Source organism: Akkermansia sp. UBA7090, assembly GCF_002493465.1.
In the GTDB taxonomy this organism is placed as follows: Bacteria; Verrucomicrobiota; Verrucomicrobiia; order Verrucomicrobiales; family Akkermansiaceae; genus Akkermansia; species Akkermansia muciniphila_A.
Map to the genome: position 1 here is coordinate 271,756 of NZ_DKYW01000009.1, position 17,499 is coordinate 289,254.

Below are 17,499 nucleotides of genomic sequence, written 5' to 3' on the forward strand. Positions count from 1 at the left end.
ATGCCTCCGCTTTCGGATACAATCGGCGGCCTGCGTTTCGCCGCCATTGATTTTGAATCCGCCGGCGCGGCCCGGGGGGAGACGGACCAGCCCGTCCAGATAGGCATAGCCGCATGTTCCCGCCTGGAGGACGAACCTGAGTTGTGGACTTCCTATATTGCGGTGGAGAAGCCGGTTTTATGGTCCGCCTCCCAGGTGCACGGCATTACTACGGAGATGCTGGCGGATGCCCCGTCTTTTCTTTCCCTGTGGCCGGAGATACGTTCCCGGCTGGGGCAGGCCGTGGTGGTGGGGCATAATCCTGCCACGGAACGGAAGTTCCTGCGGCGTTTTCCGGGCCACGGTTTCGGTCCGTGGCTGGATACGCTGGCTTTGGGCCGGATGTGCGTCCCCGGTCTGGAGGATTATTCCCTGTCTTCTTTGTGCGGCGCCCTGGGGCTGACCTGTTCCGTGGAGGCTCTGCTTCCTGCGCGCCGGTGGCATGACGCTCTGTATGATGCGTTGGCAAGCCTGCTGATTGTCCGTTTTCTGGTAAAGGAATTGAATTTGTCCGGACAGCCTTTGGAGGTATTGGGCAGAGCGGTGAGAACATGATTTTCCCGGCAGGGGAAAGAATGTTTTTCCGGGATGCGGTTCCTGCTGATGAGGTTCCGGATCCGTCCGATGTTCCCAAACTGAATACCCAGCCGTGGGTTCCGGCCCGTTACAGGGCGGTCCGGGGAAATTTGCTGGGGAAGGAATGCGGCATTCTGTTCGTGGGGGATTCCATTACGGAATGCTGGGAACGGGAAGGTGCCGCGCTGTGTAAGAGGCTGTTCCTGCCGATAAAGGCGGTCAACTTCGGAGTGAGCGGGGACAGGACGGACAGTATGCTGTGGCGCATGGAGGATACGAAACTGGCGGTCAAGACTTCCCCCCGCTATTGCGTTTTGCTGGCCGGGACGAATAATATCGGCCGTTGGAAGGGGCGGCAGCCCGCGGCGCAGACGGTGAAGGGCATCCGGGAGATAGCCGTACGCCTGCTGAAGAAGTTTCCGGAGACCCGTTTGATTCTGATGGAGGTGACTCCCTGCGGCTCCGGTCCCGACAGCCCGTTGCGCAGGAGGCAGGAGGAGATTAACCGTTTGCTGCGCAGGCTTGAGCTTCCGAGGACCACCATTTTATCCATTAACGGCAGTCTGCTGAAGCCGGACGGGACGTTCAGGGATGGCATGTTCAGAGATCATGTCCATCTGACGGAGAAAGGTTATCAGGCGTGGGCGGACGCGTTGCTGCCGCTGTTGAACGGGGAAAGATAAGCTTTCCCTGTTTTCAGCTGTCCGGCCCGGATTGATGGGAAGGGCGGCGGATGGCCGCCCGTATAACAGGATATTCTAGCGGTTCATTTCCTTTTCCAGGAATTCCAGCAGGTAGGCCGGGGACAGGAGTTCCCTGGTGACGACAGGTTTTCTGCCGGGAAGATACAGGGCATTGACGGGAACGGCCGTGCGCCCCAGGTTTTTAAGTTCCTGGTCAATGGCGGGGTTCGTGCGGGTCTTGTCCGCCTTCATCATGACGATGCCGTCTTTCTTGAAAGCGGCCAGCACTTCATCCGTATAGGAAGCCTTGTTGACCTGGCAGGTGGAGCACCAGCGGGCCGTGAAGTCCACATAAACGGGTTTTCCTCCGTCCAGGGCGGCCTGCATGGCTTCCGGGCTCCAGGGCGTCCAGATGTTTCCTCCCTCCTGGAGGGAGGGGGCTGCGGCAGCGGAGGACTCCGCCGCCCCGGGAGCGGAACCGCGGCCGAACCAGGCGGCTCCTTCCGGCGGAAGCATGTAGTACAAGCCGGCCAGCAGGAAGATTACGGAGAAGATGCCTCCCGTGACGCGGGACTTTCTGCTGCGGTACATGGGGCACCATCTGCCGTATACCCAAAAGGCCATGGAAAACAGCACCAGCCCGAAGAAGAGGAACAGGATGTCCTGGGGATGGTTGTCAGCATCAAAGAATGCCATGTAAATCCAGAGGAAGTAGGCGGCGGTGCCGAACATCAGGAAGGACATGGCCTGCTTGAAGGATTCCATCCATGCGCCGGGTTTGGGCAGGTATTTGGTCAGGACGGGAAAGGCGCCCAGAATGATGTAGGGAAGGGACATTCCAAGCCCCATCATGGTCAGGCAGAGCACGATGCCCAGCGGCGGCTGGAGCATGGCCGCGCCGATAGCCTGGCCCAGGAACGGAGCGCTGCACGGGGTGGAGATGACCGTAGCCAGGGCGCCGGACCAGAAGGAGCCGGCATAACCTTTCCGGCGCTGGAGGTTGTTGCCCATGGTCGTGGCTTTGACGCCTATTTCAAAGACGCCGAACATGCTCAGCCCCATGGCGAGCATCAGGCCCAGCAGGCAGAAATTCACCCAGGGGTTTTCAAACCAGAACGCCCAGTTGACGATGCCCTCCGCGCCGCGGCCCAGCCAGAAGTCGCCGCTGAATATGCCGGGGCCGACTGGGGCGCTCCAGTCAAACATGTTCGCTTTCAGCGCAATCAGAATGGCAGTAATGATCCAGAAAGAAATCAGGATGCCCAGTACGAAGGTAAGGGAGTGGGCCAGCACTTTTTTCCGTTCCCCCCCTCCCAGCTGGACGAATCCCATAATCTTGAGGCCGATTACCGGGAAGACACACGGCATGACATTGAGGATGATGCCGCCGATGAACATGAAGAACATGATTTCCCCCAGGCCCATCAGCGGAGGCGCGGGGATGGAGGCGGAAGGTTCCGGGGCGGATTCCGTTCCGGCGGCTGTTGCCTGGGATTCCCCGGAGAAGGGGCGGTCGTCCGCGGTGATGATGATGCCTTCCCTGCCGGCGCGCAGGATGCCGGAAAGGCTGGTCAGCGGTTTCCCCTTGTCCGCGTCCGGCAGGTTGTTGGGGTAAAGGCCGTCCGTGGTGTCATTGAATTGCATGGACAGCTCATAATTGGAGTCATCCAGTTTTTTGAAGGTTTGGGGAGTGGTAGGGTTGATTTCCCCCTGATTGCAGAAAAAATAGACGGAATCCTGCGGAACGGGGCGTCCGTTTGTCCTGAGGTGCAGGGTGACGGTTTTCCCTTCCTGGGAAATCCGGGCTTTCAGCCCTTCCGCCCAGTCGGGGGCGGCAAGCCCTGCCATATTCCCGGTCAATTCCGCCGCGTCAGGGGCTGTCTGCCCGTCTCCGCGCTTCAGCGTGACGTTGAAGTTTCTGGTTTCCGGGGCGGCGCACTGTTCCGCGCACATCTGCCACGTCATGGTGGTGGTGAACGTCGCTTCCGGGGGAGCGTCCTTTTCCGGAGTTACCCGGAACGCCATTTTAGCCTTTCCGCTGTATCCGTAAAAATCCACAAGCCCTTTCCCCAGTTCCGGAACTTGCCAGAAGGGGCCTTCCACCCGGAAACCGGACACAGGCTGGAAGGCGGCTTCCATGGGAAGGCCCACGGTTCCCGGATTTTTGTAGTAAACGTGCCAGTGGTCCGGCAGCTCCAGCTCCGTCACGATGACGAAGGGAGCTTCTCCATAGGAGGTGACTGTGGCCTTGGAGGAACCGGATGTCCGGGGAGGGCCAAAGTCCCCCGCCTCTCCAAAGCTCATGCCGCCGAAGTCCTGGGCCGCCCCCGTGCTGAAACACCCGGCGATTATGCCCAGGCAGCCGGCGGCTGTTTTCAAAAAGTTTCTCATAACAAAGGCGGTTACCATAAAGAACGGGGGGATTCAATGTTTGTGTGTTGCATGGCGGGGAGCCTTGTATAAAATAAGGCCATGGTAAAAACTAAAACGACGTACGAGGGCGGCCTCCATTGTTCCATGGTTCATGAACCTTCCGGGGCCACGCTTTCCACGGATGCCCCCGTGGACAATAACGGCAAGGGCGAGTCTTTTTCTCCCACGGACCTGGTAGGCGCGGCGCTCGCCGGCTGCATGAGCACGATCATGGGTATTGTTGCCGGGCGTAAGGGTATTCATCTGGAAGGAATGACGGTGGAAGTGGCCAAACACATGAATGCGGATCCCCGCCGTATCGGCAAGCTGGAAGTCGTCATTACCGTTCCGCTTCCGTCCGATTGTCCGGACAGGAATCTGCTGGAACAGGCAGCTCTGAGCTGCCCGGTCAAGCACAGCCTGCACCCTGATATTGAAATACCCATTACCTGGAAATGGGTTGGCTGACAGCTTCCGTATTTTCTTGAGACCGCCTGTGAAAACAGGCGGTTTTTTTATGATGTTAAAAAATGTTGGAAAAATGAAATAATAGTTGAGTGCGCTTGACTTATATTTTTATGTTGTGCATTTTTCCGGGGATGAAAAAGTTGTTCCCTGTCTTGTTGATGATTCCTGTGACGGTGTGCGGATTGTTGTCCGGATGCGGCGGAGGTTCGGGGAAATCCGGAGACGACGGGAATACTTCTTTGAGCGGACAACAGGTAAGCCTGTTTGAGGGAGGGAGCATCTTATTCCAGCTCCAGTTCATCGGGCAGGACGTGGATGTTATCAGAATGGATACAAGAGCCGTGTACGACGGGGTTTATACGTACCGGTTCAATAGCGGGGGGAATGTTGGCGTATTGAATATTGCTCCGGCTGCCAACAGCAGCTCCGCCTGTACCATGGCGAATGTGAACATTGCCTTTGACGACGCCGGGCGGAATGCGGGCGTCATTACTTCCGGCACCATTACGGAAACCGGGCTTGATCTGAACCCGGCCATTGACGGCGTTCCCCGGTCCATGGCCGGTTGGACATGCCGCGTGCACCGGGATTGATTTTCCGGGGATCAGTTGTCCAGGACAAGGGGGAAGTGCCGGCTGAGCGGATAGTCCGTAACCTGGATCAGTTCCACGCCGTAAAGGCTGGCGATGGCAGGGGCTTCGGATTTATCATAAGGCTCACAGTAATAAATGGTCTTTACGCCGTGGGCGCACAGCGCCTGCATGCAGGAGGTACAGGGCATCGTGGTGCATGCCACCACCTTGGCTTCCCCCCTCCGGAACAGGCTGCACAGGTTGATTTCCGCATGCAGCATGTATTTCTGGCGTTCTTCCCGGCTGGCCCAGAAGGTGTCCTGAGCCTTGAATCCGGGATACAGTCCGTTGTAGGCAGTGCCGATGACGCGGTTGTCCGCATCTAGGGCGGCGGCTCCCACCTTGCGGTACGGGTCCTCCGACCGCAGGGCTGCCGCGTGCGCCAGTGTCATTACATACTGCGGGATGGGAAGGCGGGTTGACGAGGAGTTATTGTTCATGGTTGGAAGACTGGAGTTCCGCCAGGAAGCCCGACTCGTCCAGGTACAGGTTGGGCGGCAGGGAATAAGGGGTGGAGAGGGTGGCCCCGGCGATGACGTTGGAAAGAGGGGGATTCAGGTAAAAGCCGGGGAGAAGGCGCCCCCTTGTCCTGGCCCGCATGCCGAGCTGCACGGTGCCGTCATCCAGCTTGAAGACGCTTCTCTTCATGGACATGGCTAGGATAATGCCGCGGTCCGTGGCGAAGCAGGGCCGCCAGCCGATGTTGGGAAGAACCAGGTCTCCCGAGCCGCTGAAGTCATAAAACGGCGTGCGCGTCTTCGGAACCAGGCTGTAGAGCCTGCGGCGCAGGAAATCGGAGCCGGCTATCTGTCTGATGCCTTCCGGCATGCTGTGGTCCCCGTCGCTGATGAGGTAAACGGGAGTGCTGGTGAGGATGGGCCAGAGGACGGCGGCCACCGTTTCGTGGACTTCTTCGCGTCCTACGCTGGTGAGCATAAGTTCCCGGGGCTGGAGAGAGTTCACCCGTTCCAGCTGCTGGGCGTTCATCCAGAAGTCGCACAGACGGCTTTGGGAGCGGGTGCTGTCCAGCAGGGTGGACAACCATTTCCTGAGTTCCGGATGCTCCGCTTCCACGGTGTCGTTCATCAGGCATTCCGCTATTTCATACCCGGAGAGCCGCGCGTTTTTAGAGAAGACCAGCGGCTTGTGGGCGATGCGCTCCAGATGGTTCAGGATGGCATCCCTGCCGATGCTGGCTGCAATTTCCAGGCATGTAGAGGATAGCTCCCGAAGCGTGTTGATGACCATGCGGGGATTGACGGCGTCAGGCTCAATGGGCTCTCCGATGGCGGCGGTGAAACGGTAGGGAACGCGGAGAGGCGCCTTGGAGAAGAAGCGGTTGCCTGAGTAGGAGAAGATGCTGCCCCATAGTTCGTCCATGTAAATGGGCACGATGGGGCAGCGCGATTTTTTCGCCAGCATTTCCAGCCCCCGGCGCGCGGCGCACAGGGTTCCCGTGCGGGTGAGCTGGCCTTCCGGGAAGATGCAGATGACTTCTCCGGCCTTCAGGGCCTGGATGGCCTTGGACAGGGATTCCCGCGGATTACGGGAGGAAATGGGCAGGCAGTTGAAGAGTTCCAGAATCCAGCCGAGCCAGCGGATGGCTACGAATTCCTCCGCCACGATAAATCGGATGGGGCGCGGGCAGATGAGAGAAAGGAACAGCGCATCCCCGTAGGTGACATGATTGGAGACGATGACGGCTCCGCCGTCTTCCGGAATGCGGTCCTGGTGGATGATGCGGGAGCGGTAGACAATCCTCATGATCCAGAGGCCCATCATGCGGATGAATTCACGGGGAATAAGCCGGAATGCCACAATGGTGATGACCACGCCTAGGGCGGCCAGCACCCAGAATTGGTTCTGGATGGAGAAGATATTCCTGAGCATGAGCTGGAAGCCGACGGCCACCAGCCCCATCAGGCAGTCCATCAGGTTGCCGGCGGCGATGACGGTGCTGCGGTTGGAGGGGTCGCAGTTGTCCTGGAGGTGGGCGTTTAACGGCACCAGGTACGCGGCGGCGAAAGCCCCGGTGATGCCGAACCCGATATTGCTGGGAAGGGAGCCGGGAGCGAAGAAGGACATGAATATGCACCCGATAGTGAAGCCGATCGCGCCCAGGGGAATGAGCCCCAGTTCAATCTTTTTACGGCAGATGATGGAGGCGATGACGCCGCCTACCACCGTGCCGCCGCTGAGCCATGCCATGAGAATGGCCGCGGACATGCTGAATCCGGTGCCGTCAATGGGGTGTTCCTGGGCGATTTGGAGGGAGATGAGCATCAGGGCCCCGGCCAGGAACCAGAAGTAGGAAACGCCGATTTCACTGAGCCTCAAGTCCCGCTGGCTCCAGAGGTATTTAAGCTGCACGAAATGTTCGTAAAAGAGCTTCCATTCGAATTTCCTGGTCTGGTTGGCCGGATACCGCGGGAGGTAAAGGGACGCAATGGCTACGGGAACGGCGATGCAGGTGAGGATGAATGTGGGGAAAGCGGCCGCTTCCCAGCCGTCGTTGGAGGAGACTTGCAGGATGTCGAACCAGGCGAAGATGCCTATCTGGGCCGCCAGCATGGACAGGATGAGGCTCATTTCCATCAGCCCTGAAGCGTAGCCCAGCTGCCGGGAGCCTACCATGTCCTTGACCACTCCCTTTTTGGCCGGGCTCAGGATGGTCGCCTGAACGGAGAAGACGCAAAACCAGAAAACGGCCATTTCAATGTTTTCGTATTTATAGCACAGAAGCATGGCCCCCAGCACCAGGATCTGGAGGAAAGACATGAATTGAATGATGCGGGCCTTACAGAAGCAGTCCGCCAGCCATCCGACGAAAGGGGAGAACAGGATGTAGGGCAGAACGAAGATGCAGGCCAGAATGTACTGGAGGGAGTTGACCCAGGAATCCGGCCCGTATGCGGCGTTGGTGGAAGCCAGCCAGACGCCCAGCGGAATCAGCAGGAACTGGGCGGCTTTTTCATTGAAAGCGTTCTGGGCTTGAATGAGAATCAGGGAATAAAAACCCCTCCATTCCTTTTTTGAGGGCATTTTTTTCTTAGATGTCTGTACGTCATCCATGTGGGGCGGATTGTAGCAGATCATGGGGTGTAGGGAAGGATAATCTGTTCCCGTACAGGCGCGTTCCCGGGAGGAGGGGGAACCGTTTTTCCGGTTTTTTGAAAGGGGCGGGCAGGGGATGGTCCGGAGGCTGGCGCGGCATGTCCGGGCAGCTTTGCCCGCGTGCGGGAGCGGAAGCCGGAGATTCCTTGTCATGAAGAGGTTCGGCAAACAGGCTTTATGGTTGACATGAGGTTGCGGGGCCGTAGGATGCTGGCAGAAAGCTATCACCCGAAGAGAGATTATATGAATACTTCCCCGACGATAGGCGTGTTGCTGGCCGCAGGTGCGATTCTTCTGCCTTCCTGTGAAACGGAGCGCGTGAATGAACGCCCCATCGGCATTTATCCTACGGAAAATGTCTATCCGTCCGGTGCTATGGGCGCCCAGGGCGATAGCCTGCTGAATGATATCCAGCGTGAAAATTCTCTGGACCCGATGGCCGGGCAGAATTCCGGTTTTAACCCGGACCCCGCCCGCACTAATTCCGGGACCATCAGCAATATGGTGGGAGGGGCCAACAATATCACGCCTCCGGCTCCCGTTGTGCCCAAGCCCGTCGTTCCGAATCCCGTGGGTGGCTCCGCCGGTTCCGGCATTGCCGCCCCCAGGCCTGTGGAACCTTCCGCTTCTTCTTCCGTACCGGTGGCGTGGCCTACTGCGGATCCCACGGTGGTGGTCAGCCCGTATGACCGCACCAAGAAGATCAAGATTTTGAACAGGAGCACCAATAAGCCGTATCCCTCCGGGACGGTGTTGCGGGACACCAACTTCCCCAACGAGATTAAGAAGTTCCGCGTGCCCTGATGCGGCCGCCGCAGCGAGATCATGCCGCGCCCCTGAACATGCCGATGTTCCGGGGCGCTGATGTATTCCCCTGTAAATCCATGAGAGAATATTCCCGAAAGCAGTTTTTCTTCTCCTCCGTCGCCATTCTCGGCCCCGGCCTTCTGGGCGGGTCACTGGCGCTGGCCGTCAGGAAGCAGTTGCCGCATGTTCATGTGCGTTTGTGGGGCAGAAGGGAAGAACCATTGGAATATGCCCGTTCTTCCGGAGCCGCCCATGCTGCTTCCACCCGGATGGAAGAGGTGGTGGAGGGGGCGGATTTGGTTGTGCTGGCTACCCCGGTTGGCGTGATGCCCTCCCTTGTTTCCGACATGCTTCCTTTATTGAAGCCGGGAGTTCTGGTAACGGATGTGGGTTCCGTGAAGGGGTGTGTGCACCAGGCCGTTGGGTCCGTGCTGGCGAAAGCCGGCGTGGCGTTTATCGGCTCCCATCCTATGGCCGGTTCCGAAAAGCAGGGTATGGAGCATGCTTCCGGAGAGCTCTTCCGGGATGCTACCTGCATCCTGACGAATGACGAGCATGTGCATGAAGATGTGCTGCTGTTGCTCCAGCGGTTCTGGGAGCGTGTGGGCTGCCACTGCATCCGGATGAAAGCGGCGGATCATGATTCTTCCGTAGCGCGCATTTCCCACATACCTCATGCTTTGTCCGCCTTGTGCGTCCACAGCGCCCTGGACGGAGGGGATGCGAAGCTGCTGGGGCTGGTATCCGCCGGAGGTTTCCGCGATACCACCCGCATTTCCATGGGGGAACCGTCCATGTGGGCGGAAATTCTGGCGGAAAATTCCCCTGCCGTTCTGGAGCGTCTGGATGAAGCCCTGGCCCAGCTGGGGCAAGTGAGGAATTGGCTGGCCGCAGGGGATAAGGAAGCATTGCGGGAATGGCTGAAGGCCGCGGCGGAGAGCCGGGCGCAGGCGTTGGGCTTGTGAAAGGGCATGGTCGTTCTGCCGCCAGATACGCTTTTGCCTGAAGGAAAAGGAACGGTCTGTTATCAAATTGTTAACAATCGGGAATGGACGGCCCTTTGTTCCGTCCTATACTTGACGCCATGCGTTTTTCCAACATGAATATCCCCCGCCATTGCCGCCAGGGGCGCGGTTTGCACCGTGCCGCCGCCATTGGCAGCCTGCTTGTTCTCGGACAGTCTGCCTATGCCGAGACACAGCCTGCCGCAGCAGAGGAAGGCGTGCAGGAAATGCCGGAACGCGTGATGACCATCCGTTCCAGGTCCCTGCGGGCGGAAACGGTCAGTTCCGCCACTCTTACGAACATGAAGACGGAGGAAGTTCCACAAACGGTAAACGTCATTACGAGGGATCTGATGGATTCCAAAGGATCCGATTCCCTAGTGGAAGCGTTGCGTATGGATTCTTCCGTCAATACGGGCGGAGACATGCTTTTATCCCGTACGGCGGACCAGTACACGATCCGCGGCTTTGCCGGCAGTGATGTCCAGCTCGGCAACATGCCTCTTCCGCGGGGCATGGGGTACGGCATGGATACGTCCCTGATAGAAAATATTGAGATTGTCAAAGGCCCCATCGGTTCCATTTCCGGCGGCCAGACCAGTACGCTTGGGGCATACGGCGCCGGCGGTTCCATCAACCTGATTCTGAAGGAGCCTGATTTCCTGGAACGGACGGAGTTGACGGCCTACGCCCGCCTTTCCCACCACGGGCAGAAATACCGCGCAACGATTGACGATACCCGGTACAGGGGGGATGAAACGAATGGATTTGCCCTGCGCACGGTGGTAGCCGCCGAGTATGAACGTCCGTTCTGGCTGAGCAACGGCGCCAACGGAGGCCAGAAGTACACGGTCTCCCCCATTTTCCGCTGGCAGCATGATTCCCGCACCAAGACGGTGCTGACGACCAGTTTCCAGTATCAGAATTCCCCGACGACGATGGGCATTCCTGTGCTGGGCGGCCATTTTGTGGGGCCGTATGACGCCTGGTACGGTTCTCCGAGCGGAAGGCTTAATTCCAAATCCCTGCTGGCGATGCTGGATTTCGAACGCAAGCTGGAAAAGATATGGACGATCCGCATTGGCGGCGGTATTGGGTACAGCGACGTGGATTATAATGTCTGGGGCATTTCCTCTTCCGCAGGGAGAGGAACCAGCACGGCGGATTATTACAACCAGATGATTGCTTCCGGAAAGGCCAAATATGAAGCCGCCTGGAGCGACGAGTGGAATATCAACTGGAATTTTTATTCCAACGCACTGGCGGAATTTAAGACCGGGCAGGTGAAGCATGAAGCCCTGATGGGCATTTCTTACACGGGCAGCAGCGTTTATGGGGACGGTTCCAGCCTGGTGACTAATGCTACCGCGAACACGAACGGCTATTTTTCCCTGTACAATCCTCCTCCTTTTTTCCCGGCAGGACGCGATTATTCCGGCGCCAATGCGACGGATACCGTGGTGCAGAGGGCGGGTTTTCTGCTGCAGGATGTTCTCAGCTATGGACAGTGGCGTTTTCTGGCCGGCGTGCGCGGTGACGCTCATTTCAGCCTGGACAATAATTATGCGTTTGCGTGGAGCCCCCGCTTCGGAATTACCCGCATGTTCGGCGAACGCGTAGCGTTGTTCGCCAACGCAGCCCGTACGTCCGCCCCCAACTTCGGGTATCTGGATGAAAACGGGAAAGAATTGACCGATTCCTGGCGTACGGACCAGATGGAATTCGGTTTCCGGGTCAGCCCGGTTGATAAGGTGTGGTTTTCCGCTTCCTGGTTTGACATCATCCAGAATAATACGCCTGTCGCCATAGACGGATATACCAACCGGTACTATTCGGACGGCTCCAAGAGGGCGGAAGGCGTGGAACTTTCCCTGAACGGGGAAATAACCAGGAATTGGAGTTCCTATCTTTCCTACACCTACACCCGCACCAAGAACCGGACCACCGGGGAAGTGTATCCCACGATTGCTCCGAATGCTCTGGCCCTCTGGCAGAAGTACCGCATTGACGGAGGATTGCTGAACGGTACGGTGCTGGGCCTGGGCTACCGCTGCAAGGATTCCTACTACGCTACGTTCCGAGGCGCAAAAATTGCGGACAACTACACCATCCCCTCCTATAGCGTATTCGACTTTACGGTGGAAATCCCCCTGCCGGAATCCAAATGGCTGAAAGACGCCACGCTGAGGCTGGCTGTGTATAATATCTTCGATAAAAAGTACGTGCAGTCCACCCGCCATGCCGTGCAGTGCACGGTGGGAGAGCCGCGTACGTTTGAAGTAGGCCTGAAGACCACGTTTTAACCTTGCGTTTCCGCCATGAGTTCCCCCGTCATTTCCGTCAGCCATCTCAAGCGCAGTTTCAAATCCGGTTCCGGGAATATCACTGTGCTGAAAGATATCAGCCTTACCGTGAACCGGGGAGAGTTCGTTGCCGTGATGGGCGCAAGCGGCTCCGGAAAAAGTACTCTGCTGAACGTGCTGGGAGGGCTGCTGGCTCCGGATTCCGGCACGGTGACGGTGGATGGGATGGATCTCGGTTCCATGTCGGATGCTTCCCTGACGGTGTACCGGCGGGACCGTGTAGGGTTCATTTTCCAGATGTTTAACCTGGTGGGCACCTTGAACGTGGAGGAAAACATTCTGTTGCCGTCCCTGGCGGGAGGCAGGAAGGTGGTTCCCGCCGCCCTGGACGCCATGATTGAGAAGGTTGGGCTGTCTCACCGTCGGCATGCCATGCCGGATACGCTCAGCGGCGGGGAGCAGCAGCGCGTAGCGATTGCCCGTGCGTTGGTCTCCGGTCCCGCTCTGGTGCTGGCGGATGAGCCTACGGGCAACCTGGATTCTGAAAATACCCGTCTTATGGGTGATTTGTTCCGGGATTTGCATCGTGCGCAAGGTTGTGCTTTTGTCCTGGTGACGCATGCGCCGGACGTAGCCATGTGGGCGGATCGTGTAATCGTGCTCAAGGACGGCAGCATTGTGGACGACAGGTCCACAGCGGAATTTGCCGGTCCTGCGGAATTGTCCTCCTTCTATGAACGTACGCTGAATGATGCTTTATGAGGTTGCTGGTCAAACTGATTTGGAGAGATTTGCTTGCCAGCCCCGGTCGGATGGCTGTCAGCGTGTTCGCCATCCTTGTCTCCGTCAGCCTCATTGTATGGATGATGGGGAGCTATGATACGCTGGTCAGGGAGTTTGATAATGATGCGGAGGCCTATATGGGGAATTATGACCTCTGCCTGGTGCCGGAGTCTCCCAAAGGGCCCCTTCCTCCCGGACAGTATCCGCAGTTCCGTGACCAGGAGCTGCCCGCCCGTCTGGCCGCCTCTCCCCTTGTGGAAACGGTGAACGCCGCGTGCCAGGTGCCGCGCCTCCAAATCGGCTGCGGAAATGAGCGGGGCAGCTTTGACGAGCAGATGCGCGACCGCATGGGAATTCCTCCCCAGAGCCCCATCCTGGTGGGAAACCATGCTGCGGAGTGCCCTTATGAATTGAAGGAGGGAGTTTGGCCGGATATGGCTTCCTCCTCAGCCATGGAGGGGGTGCTGGGCAGCGGAAGCGCCAAATATTTCAGCGCGGGAGTGGGAACCGTCATGAACGTGCGCGTGGGAACGCATGTGTACGACGTCAAGATTGTGGGCATCGTCAAGCAGGCCAAGGCCACCCCCGGCGTCATTATGGGGCCGGGCGGCATGTCCGGCCCGGCTTTCTCCTCCCTTTTTGTGCCCGTGAAGGTATGCGAGAAAATTACGGGACAGCCTTTTGCCCCTAATTTGATTTACGTTCAACTCAAGGAAGGAGTGGACAAAAAGGAATTTGCGGAAAGTTTCCGGCAGGAGCTGGTCCAGGCCGCCGCTGCGGTGGCGGATACGGATTCCATCATCCGGCGGCTTTCCAGCGACCGGTCCGTCCGTTCACAGAAGGATAGCGCGGAAATGTCCGTCTGGCTTGTCCTGTTCTCCTGCATTTTCATCATTTTTACGACGTTGAGCATCGGCGTCAGCGAACGTGCCCGCAGGCTGGCCCTGATGCGCGCTCTGGGGCTGGGGCGCATGCAAATTGCTTTGCTGATTGCAGGAGAAGGGATTTTTCTGTGCATTCCGGCATTGCTGGGAGGGCTGGCCGCCGGTTTTTTCCTGGTGTACCTGCTGGAGGAAGTCTCTGCTTCTGTCCCCGTGATGACCTGGTCCACCGTATTAACCGCCGCCGTATGCGCTGTGGGCGGGGCCTTGCTGGCTTCCATCATTCCTGCGTGGCGCGCTTCCCGCCAGTCTCCGCTGGAAGCGGCCGTTCCTTCCTCCGGATTCATCGGGAAGGTGAGCCGTGTTCCTGTGTGGTCTGTCGCGGCGGGCCTCGCATGCGTATGTCTTCAGCCTGCGGCCTTGCTGCTGCCGGGTCTGGAGGCAGAAACGCGCAAATGGATATTTTTCTGGCTGGGTTACCCGGGCCTGGTAGCCGGTGCGCTGTTTCTGGCCCCCTCCTTCGTGCGCGTGACGGAGTGGGCCGGGGCATGGATTACCGGATTTCTGCTGCGCGTTCCGCATTCTTTCCTGAACATGCAGCTCAGCCGCAACCTCAGCCGTTCCGTGGGAACTGCCGTATCCATGTCTGTGGGCCTGTCTCTTTTTGTGGGGGTGCAGACATGGGGCTATTCCATGCTGGTTCCCTTTTCTCCTGATACGTCGACGCCCGGAACCCTGGTTTCTTTCCTGCATACGGAGTTCAAATCCGCGGACGTTCCGGAGCTGATGACGCGCCCCAGCCTGCGGAATTCCCGAATGTATCCCATCTACGTGGATGAACCGGATATTGCTCCGGCACAGATGAAGACCCCCGGTTTTTCCGGGATGCGCAACCGTTCCATCGTGTTGGCCGGCATTCCCGTGGAGGAGATGACCGGGGGGAGCCATCCGCTGTTCAACCCCGTGTTTGTTTCCGGAAATCCGCAGGAGGCTTATGCCATGCTGGAATCCACCCGTTCTCTCCTGATTCCGGACACGTTCGCGCGGGCGGTGGGGTTGAAGGTCGGGGATGACTTGATGCTGGTTAATCCGTCTTCCCGGGAACGCCGTCCCGGAAATGAGTCTCCTTCCGGTATTCGCGGCCGGGGCAGGGGGGCCGCCGTGCGGGGAGAACCCTGGAAAGTGGCGGGAGTAGTTTCCTTCCCCGGCTGGCACTGGTTGACCAAAACCAGCGGAATGCGCGTCCGCCGGGGAGGCTTTGTCGCTGCTTTGGCGATTGCCGATGAACGCTGGCTCAAAGAAGAATACGCTCATCAGGGATTCCAGTTCATCTGGGGGGATACCGCTCCGGGGATTAGCAACGTGGAACTTCAGAACGACCTGGGGGAATATGCCCTGATGAAGGTGAGGCAGCAGGAGAACGGAGGGGAAGGAGCCAGGCCCCTGGTGAAAGCCCTGACCAGGGAAAGCCTGGGTGGGAGCGTTACCAGCCGCGGGGATGATGTGATTTTTACAATGAGCAAGCTTCCTATCATCATCATGGTGATCGCCGTTCTGGCCGTGCTCAATACCGTGCTGGCTTCCGTTCAGTCCCGCCGCCGGGAATTCGGATTGATGCGTGCGGTGGGCGTGCCGGGCGGCATGGTGATGCGGATGCTCTGGGCGGAGACGCTGATGGTTTCCCTGTGCGCCGTTGTCATGAGTCTTGCGCTGGGAGTGCTTGGCGCCTGGTGCTCCATTCAGATTCTGGAATACGGTTACCACTTCGGCATCGTTACTCCTCCTGTTACGATGCCCTGGGCGCATCTGGCCTGTGCTGTGCTTCTGGTGTTTGTCCTCTCCTCCCTGGCGTGTCTTCTGCCTGCGTGGCGCATGAAGCATGCGTCCGTGACGGATTTGCTTTCCGTTCGCGAGGGGTAGAAGCATTCAGGATGTTCTTTATTGCAACATAGTTGATGATTGGATAAATAAAGGCATTAATCAATGCGTTGGCGCTGGGGACAGCCGGGCTGGAATTTCCGGGAGAGGCGGGGAATATTGTTGCTTTGACTGCTTCTGTCCTGTTTTTTTGCTGCCGGAGCAACAACGCGAAAACGTGTACGGGGAAGCTTTCCCTGAATAGAAAATAAGTGCATGAAAAAGAAAATAGAAATCGCTTCCTGGCCTCGAAGGTCCCATTATGAGTATTTCCGGACGTTTGACTGCCCTTCGTTTTCCATTACGTCTCCGGTCCGGGTGGATGCCCTGTACCGTTATGCGAAACAGGAGGGGATTTCCTTTTTCATTCTGTGCCTGTTTGTGCTGTTGAAGGCGTTGAACAGGGTGCCCCAGCTGCGCCAGCGGGTGGAAGAAGGGGAGGTGTGGGAGTATGAGTCCGTGAATGCCCTGGTTCCGGTGCTGGCAGCGGATGGAGAATTCACTCAGATTTTAGTGGAATACCGGATGGAGCTGGCTGATTTCCTGGAACATGCCGTTCCTCTTGTCCAGGCGGCCAAACTTGCTCCCGCCCAGGCGAATCCGTGCCACAGGGCGGATATTGCCGTATTCAGCTGCCTGCCGTGGATTCCATTCACACAAGTGGCCAGCGCTTACAGGGTGTTCCGGGATCAATACTTTCCCCTCATCCATTGGGGGAAGGTGGAGGCGGATGCTTCCGGCAGGATGGTGATGCCCGTAGCCATTCAGGCGAACCATGTGCTGGTGGATGGAGTGCACGTGGGCCGTTTTTACGGAATTCTGGAAGAATTGTGCGGAAATCAATTCAGTTAAAAGGATTTTCCTGTACGCAGCATTACCTGCGAGCAAACAGGAAGGAAACCTAAGCCAGACAGCCCGGACAGTTCTGGACTGAGTGCCCCGGGGATATTTCCACCAGCTCCGGTTCCCGGTCCGTGAAGCAGAGCGCCGGGTTTCCGAGGGTGTTTCTGGGGCGGAAGCTGCATCCGCAGGGCTCCTGAGTCATGTTGGGTGGCAGTCCGGGAATGGTATAGAGGGGGGCGCCTTTCGCATGCAGTCCGGGAATAGATTTCATCAGGGCTCTGGTGTAGGCATGCCGGGGATGTTCCAGAAGTTCTTCCGCCGGGGCGCTTTCCACAATGCGGCCTGCATACATGACGTTGATGCGGTCCGCGTATTGGCGCACCACGCCGAGGTCATGCGTGATGAGGATGACGGAGGTGCCCATGTCCTGCTGAAGTTTTCTGATGAGATCCAGCACCTGCTTCTGGACAGTGACGTCAAGGGCGGTGGTGGGTTCATCCGCGATGAGTATTTCCGGCCTGGTGATGAGGGCCATGGCAATCATGACGCGCTGGCGCATGCCGCCGGAGAATTGGTGGGGGTATGCGTCCATGCGCTGTTCCGCATCCGGTATGCCTGCCAAGGCAAGCTGTTCCAGCGCGCGTGCCCGCGCTTCTTTTTTGCCGGCCCCTTCGTGAATGATAAGGGGTTCCGCCACCTGCTCCCCGATGGTCAGGTACGGGTTGAGAGAGGTCATGGGGTCCTGGAAGATCATGGAAATGCGTTTGCCGCGGATGGCGCGGAGTTCCTTTTCCGTGCAACGGAGCAGATCCGTGCCGTCCAGCATGGCGGAACCGCTTTCAATGCGGCCCGGAGGCATCGGAATGAGCCCCATCATGGAGTAGCAGGTGACGGATTTTCCGGATCCGGATTCACCCACGATGCCAAGCGTTTCCCCCGGAGCTACATCAAAGGACACATTCCTTACCGCCCGGACAATGCCGGCCCTGGTGTGGAAGGAGGCGCTGAGGTTCCTGACGGAGAGCATGCGGAGAAGG

At 58.2% G+C, this 17,499-nt stretch carries 14 protein-coding genes; 10 read left to right on the forward strand and 4 right to left on the reverse strand.

All coding sequences use genetic code 11. The annotated features are described in order from the left end of the window. Positions 1-594, forward strand: a complete 594-nt coding sequence (locus B3075_RS04085) for a 3'-5' exonuclease (protein WP_290488476.1) — start codon at positions 1-3, stop codon at positions 592-594. Further along, positions 591-1,298, forward strand: coding sequence for a GDSL-type esterase/lipase family protein (locus tag B3075_RS04090; protein ID WP_290488475.1), 708 nt, complete (start codon positions 591-593; stop codon positions 1,296-1,298). The genes B3075_RS04085 and B3075_RS04090 overlap by 4 nt, the downstream gene beginning before the upstream one ends. Before the next feature lie 75 nt (positions 1,299-1,373). Here B3075_RS04090 and B3075_RS04095 read toward each other — a convergent pair whose 3' ends face one another. After that, complete coding sequence (locus tag B3075_RS04095) at positions 1,374-3,689, reverse strand: protein-disulfide reductase DsbD family protein (RefSeq protein ID WP_290488474.1); 2,316 nt, start codon at positions 3,687-3,689, stop codon at positions 1,374-1,376. Positions 3,690-3,770: 81 nt separating this feature from the next. Here B3075_RS04095 and B3075_RS04100 point away from each other — a divergent pair, with 81 nt between their 5' ends. Together B3075_RS04100 and B3075_RS04105 are read left to right on the forward strand one after the other, a co-directional pair. Further along, the gene (locus B3075_RS04100) at positions 3,771-4,178 is read left to right on the forward strand and encodes an OsmC family protein (RefSeq protein ID WP_215836338.1); all 408 of its coding nucleotides are present in this window, start codon (positions 3,771-3,773) and stop codon (positions 4,176-4,178) included. Positions 4,179-4,330: 152 nt separating this feature from the next. Further along, positions 4,331-4,771: a hypothetical protein gene (locus tag B3075_RS04105; protein WP_290488473.1), complete on the forward strand. Its 441-nt coding sequence runs from the start codon at positions 4,331-4,333 to the stop codon at positions 4,769-4,771. A gap of 11 nt (positions 4,772-4,782) precedes the next feature. Here B3075_RS04105 and B3075_RS04110 read toward each other — a convergent pair whose 3' ends face one another. Both B3075_RS04110 and B3075_RS04115 read right to left on the reverse strand, forming a co-directional pair. Continuing rightward, entirely contained in the window at positions 4,783-5,250 is a 468-nt protein-coding gene (locus B3075_RS04110; protein ID WP_215444062.1) for a deoxycytidylate deaminase, read from the reverse strand. Then, entirely contained in the window at positions 5,240-7,906 is a 2,667-nt protein-coding gene (locus B3075_RS04115) for an MFS transporter (RefSeq protein WP_022198367.1), read from the reverse strand. The genes B3075_RS04110 and B3075_RS04115 overlap by 11 nt, the downstream gene beginning before the upstream one ends. Before the next feature lie 261 nt (positions 7,907-8,167). Between B3075_RS04115 and B3075_RS04120 the strand changes: the two genes are divergently transcribed. The 6 genes from B3075_RS04120 (at position 8,168) to B3075_RS04145 (ending at position 16,471) form a co-directional block, all read left to right on the forward strand. Further along, positions 8,168-8,728 carry a hypothetical protein gene (locus B3075_RS04120; RefSeq protein ID WP_143245749.1) on the forward strand — a complete coding sequence of 187 codons (561 nt, stop codon included), beginning with the start codon at positions 8,168-8,170 and terminating at the stop codon, positions 8,726-8,728. Between the two features lie 80 nt (positions 8,729-8,808). Further along, complete coding sequence (locus B3075_RS04125; protein ID WP_290488472.1) at positions 8,809-9,696, forward strand: prephenate dehydrogenase; 888 nt, start codon at positions 8,809-8,811, stop codon at positions 9,694-9,696. Positions 9,697-9,815: 119 nt separating this feature from the next. Further along, positions 9,816-12,038 (forward strand): TonB-dependent receptor, encoded by a 2,223-nt coding sequence (locus B3075_RS04130; RefSeq protein WP_290488471.1) that lies wholly within the window; start codon positions 9,816-9,818, stop codon positions 12,036-12,038. Positions 12,039-12,053: 15 nt separating this feature from the next. Then, complete coding sequence (locus B3075_RS04135; protein WP_290488470.1) at positions 12,054-12,800, forward strand: ABC transporter ATP-binding protein; 747 nt, start codon at positions 12,054-12,056, stop codon at positions 12,798-12,800. Then, complete coding sequence (locus tag B3075_RS04140) at positions 12,797-15,622, forward strand: ABC transporter permease (RefSeq protein ID WP_290488469.1); 2,826 nt, start codon at positions 12,797-12,799, stop codon at positions 15,620-15,622. The genes B3075_RS04135 and B3075_RS04140 overlap by 4 nt, the downstream gene beginning before the upstream one ends. Before the next feature lie 213 nt (positions 15,623-15,835). Continuing rightward, a complete protein-coding gene (locus tag B3075_RS04145) occupies positions 15,836-16,471 on the forward strand; it encodes a CatA-like O-acetyltransferase (RefSeq protein WP_290488468.1) in 636 nt (211 codons plus the stop codon). Between the two features lie 49 nt (positions 16,472-16,520). Here B3075_RS04145 and B3075_RS04150 read toward each other — a convergent pair whose 3' ends face one another. Then, positions 16,521-17,489, reverse strand: a complete 969-nt coding sequence (locus tag B3075_RS04150) for an ABC transporter ATP-binding protein (protein ID WP_290488467.1) — start codon at positions 17,487-17,489, stop codon at positions 16,521-16,523. Positions 17,490-17,499 lie beyond the last annotated feature (10 nt).

Coding starts and splice junctions, on each gene's coding strand:
- B3075_RS04130 (WP_290488471.1), top strand. CDS start 9,816: ATGCGTTTTTCCAACATGAATATCCCCCGCCATTGCCGCCAGGGGCGC.
- B3075_RS04115 (WP_022198367.1), bottom strand. CDS start 7,906: ATGATCTGCTACAATCCGCCCCACATGGATGACGTACAGACATCTAAG.
- B3075_RS04090 (WP_290488475.1), top strand. CDS start 591: ATGATTTTCCCGGCAGGGGAAAGAATGTTTTTCCGGGATGCGGTTCCT.
- B3075_RS04140 (WP_290488469.1), top strand. CDS start 12,797: ATGAGGTTGCTGGTCAAACTGATTTGGAGAGATTTGCTTGCCAGCCCC.
- B3075_RS04100 (WP_215836338.1), top strand. CDS start 3,771: ATGGTAAAAACTAAAACGACGTACGAGGGCGGCCTCCATTGTTCCATG.
- B3075_RS04125 (WP_290488472.1), top strand. CDS start 8,809: ATGAGAGAATATTCCCGAAAGCAGTTTTTCTTCTCCTCCGTCGCCATT.
- B3075_RS04135 (WP_290488470.1), top strand. CDS start 12,054: ATGAGTTCCCCCGTCATTTCCGTCAGCCATCTCAAGCGCAGTTTCAAA.
- B3075_RS04095 (WP_290488474.1), bottom strand. CDS start 3,689: ATGAGAAACTTTTTGAAAACAGCCGCCGGCTGCCTGGGCATAATCGCC.
- B3075_RS04110 (WP_215444062.1), bottom strand. CDS start 5,250: ATGAACAATAACTCCTCGTCAACCCGCCTTCCCATCCCGCAGTATGTA.
- B3075_RS04120 (WP_143245749.1), top strand. CDS start 8,168: ATGAATACTTCCCCGACGATAGGCGTGTTGCTGGCCGCAGGTGCGATT.
- B3075_RS04150 (WP_290488467.1), bottom strand. CDS start 17,489: ATGCTCTCCGTCAGGAACCTCAGCGCCTCCTTCCACACCAGGGCCGGC.
- B3075_RS04085 (WP_290488476.1), top strand. CDS start 1: ATGCCTCCGCTTTCGGATACAATCGGCGGCCTGCGTTTCGCCGCCATT.
- B3075_RS04145 (WP_290488468.1), top strand. CDS start 15,836: ATGAAAAAGAAAATAGAAATCGCTTCCTGGCCTCGAAGGTCCCATTAT.